3 protein-coding genes are annotated in these 2,212 nt (G+C 70.7%); all 3 read right to left on the minus strand.

The genetic code is table 11. The annotated features are described in order from the left end of the window. Positions 1 to 278: VOC family protein (locus FJ251_15615; GenBank protein ID MBM4119131.1), on the minus strand; the 278-nt coding region annotated here is incomplete at its 3' end. Positions 279 to 334: 56 nt separating this feature from the next. Further along, positions 335 to 1,375 carry an NAD-dependent epimerase/dehydratase family protein gene (locus tag FJ251_15620; protein ID MBM4119132.1) on the minus strand — a complete coding sequence of 347 codons (1,041 nt, stop codon included), beginning with the start codon at positions 1,373 to 1,375 and terminating at the stop codon, positions 335 to 337. Next, positions 1,372 to 2,212, minus strand: an 841-nt coding sequence (gene rfaD, locus FJ251_15625; GenBank protein MBM4119133.1) for an ADP-glyceromanno-heptose 6-epimerase, incomplete at its 5' end; no start/stop codon positions are given. The genes rfaD and FJ251_15620, both read right to left, overlap by 4 nt.

The following is a 2,212-nucleotide window of genomic DNA, read 5'->3' on the forward strand; positions in this document are numbered from 1 at the left end:
CAGCCCTCGGCCCGGAGCGCGGCCAGCAGCGCGTGCAGGTCCGCAACCCGGTAGTTGATCATGAAGCTCGCCGCGCTGGGGGCGAAGTAGCTGGTGTCGTCCTTGAAGGGACTCCAGACCGGGGTGCCCGCGCCCGTCGCATTGTCATCCGCCCAGCGGAAGGCCACGCCGCCCCACTCCTGGACATCCAGGCCGAGATGCCGGCGGTACCACTCGGCCAGGGCCTGCGGGTCCTTGGCCTTGAAGAACACGCCGCCGATGCCGGTCACTCGTCTCATGAGCGTCTCCTTGGCTGAGCGACAGGGGCGGGGAGCCGTTGCGCGCGGCCCGGAAGCTAGAAGAACCACTTCGCCAGGGCCAGCGCGCCCTGCTTCCAGGGCACGCGGTGCGTCACGCCGGAAGCGCCGGCGAAGCGCTCGCGGTTCGCCAGGTACCAGCGGTAGTTGCGCAGCAGCGCATCGCGGTTCGAGTACCTGGGCTCGTAGCCCAGCGCGCGCTCGGCCTTCTCGATGGACACGAAGGAGTCCTTGCTCGCCGTCTCGTAGACCCACTTGTAGAGCGGCGAGAGCCTGAGCGCCTCGAGCAGGCGCAGCAAGGCGATCGCCGGGCCGGCCGGGATCGGCCGCACGCGCCTCCCGAAGCCGGCCTCGTCGAGCACGGCCTGGAAGTCCCCCGCCGCGGTGCCGAACTCGCGCGCGCCGATGTTGAAGACGTCGTCCACCTGCGCGGCCGGCAGCGTGAGGCAGAGCCAGATGGCGTCGCAGAGGTCCTCGACGTCGAGGTACTGGTAGCGATTCTTGCCGTCCCCCAGCACCGGAAAGCCGTGCCCCGTGCGCGCGAAGTCGTAGAACAGCGCGAAGACGCCCAGCCGCTCCGGCCCGATGAAGGACTTCGGGCGCAGGATCGGCACCGCAAAGCCCGGCGCCCGCGCGGCCAGGCAGATCTCCTCGGCCGCAATCTTCGCCTTGCCGTAGGGGCCCACGCCAACCAGTGCGTCCGTCTCCACCAGCGGATGGTGATCGGGAATCCCGTACACCGCCGTCGAGGAGATCTGCACGCAGCGCGCCGCGCCGGCCGCCTTCGCGCTCTCCACCACGTTGCGCGTGCCGCCCACGTCCGTGCTGAAGATCTCCGCCGGCTTGTAGAGCGGCAGCGCGGCAGCGCAGTGCACCACGGCCTCCATGCCCTGCAGGCAGCGGTCCACTATGGCTCGGTCGCGGATGTCCCCAACGACGGCCTCGATGCGCGGCGCCTCAGGATAGTCGAAGGCGAGCAAGTCCAGGCTGCGCACCTGGCAGTCCCGCGCGAGCAGGTGGCGAATCAGGTTGATGCCGAGGAAGCCCGAGCCCCCGGTGACGAGCACGCGCACCCTCAGGCCTCCTCCCGCGCCGCCGCCGGCAGCAGGTGCTTGCCGACGTAGTCGGCGACGCCCGCCTCGAGCGTGTGGAAAGCCGCGGCGTAGCCCGCGGCGCGCAACTTGGCCGTTGTCGCGCAGGTCTCGTACTGGTACTTGGCGCGCAGGGCCTCGGGCATCGCGATGAACTCGATCGCCGGCTCCTCGCCCAGCGCCGCGAAGACCGCCCGCGCGAGGTCGATCCAGGTGCGCGCCCTGCCGGTGCCCACGTTGTAGAGCCCGCCGGGCGCAGCCGTCTCGCCGAAGAAGCGCGTGACGGCCACGGCGTCGGCCACGTAGACGAAGTCGCGCCGCTGCTCGCCGTCCGCGTACTCCTCGCGGTAGGAGCGGAAGAGCTGCACGCTGCCCCGCGCGCGGATCTGCTGGAAGGCCTTGTGCACCACCGAGCGCATCTCCCCCTTGTGGTCCTCGCCCGGCCCGTAGACATTGAAGTACTTGAGCCCCACCACGCGCCCCGCCGCGTAGAGCCCGGCGTCCAGCGCCCACAGGTCGAAGGCCTGCTTCGAGTAGCCGTACATGTTGAGCGGCGCGAGGCGCGGCGTCACGCTGTCCGCGTCGTCGTAGCCGAGCGCGCCATCGCCATAGGTCGCCCCGCTCGAGGCGTAGACGAAGCGCGCGCCCGCCGCCAGCGCCGCCTCGCAGAGCTCGCGCGTGTAGCGCGTGTTGTTGTCCATCAGGTAGCCGGCGTCCAGCTCGCTGGTCGAACTGCAGGCGCCGAGGTGGTAGACCACCTGCGCCCCGGCCAGGCCTTCGCTGCGAAAGCGCGCGCGGAACTCCACCTTGTCCAGATAGTCGGCA

It is taken from the genome of bacterium (genome assembly GCA_016873475.1).
Lineage (GTDB): Bacteria > Krumholzibacteriota > Krumholzibacteriia > JACNKJ01 > JACNKJ01 > VGXI01.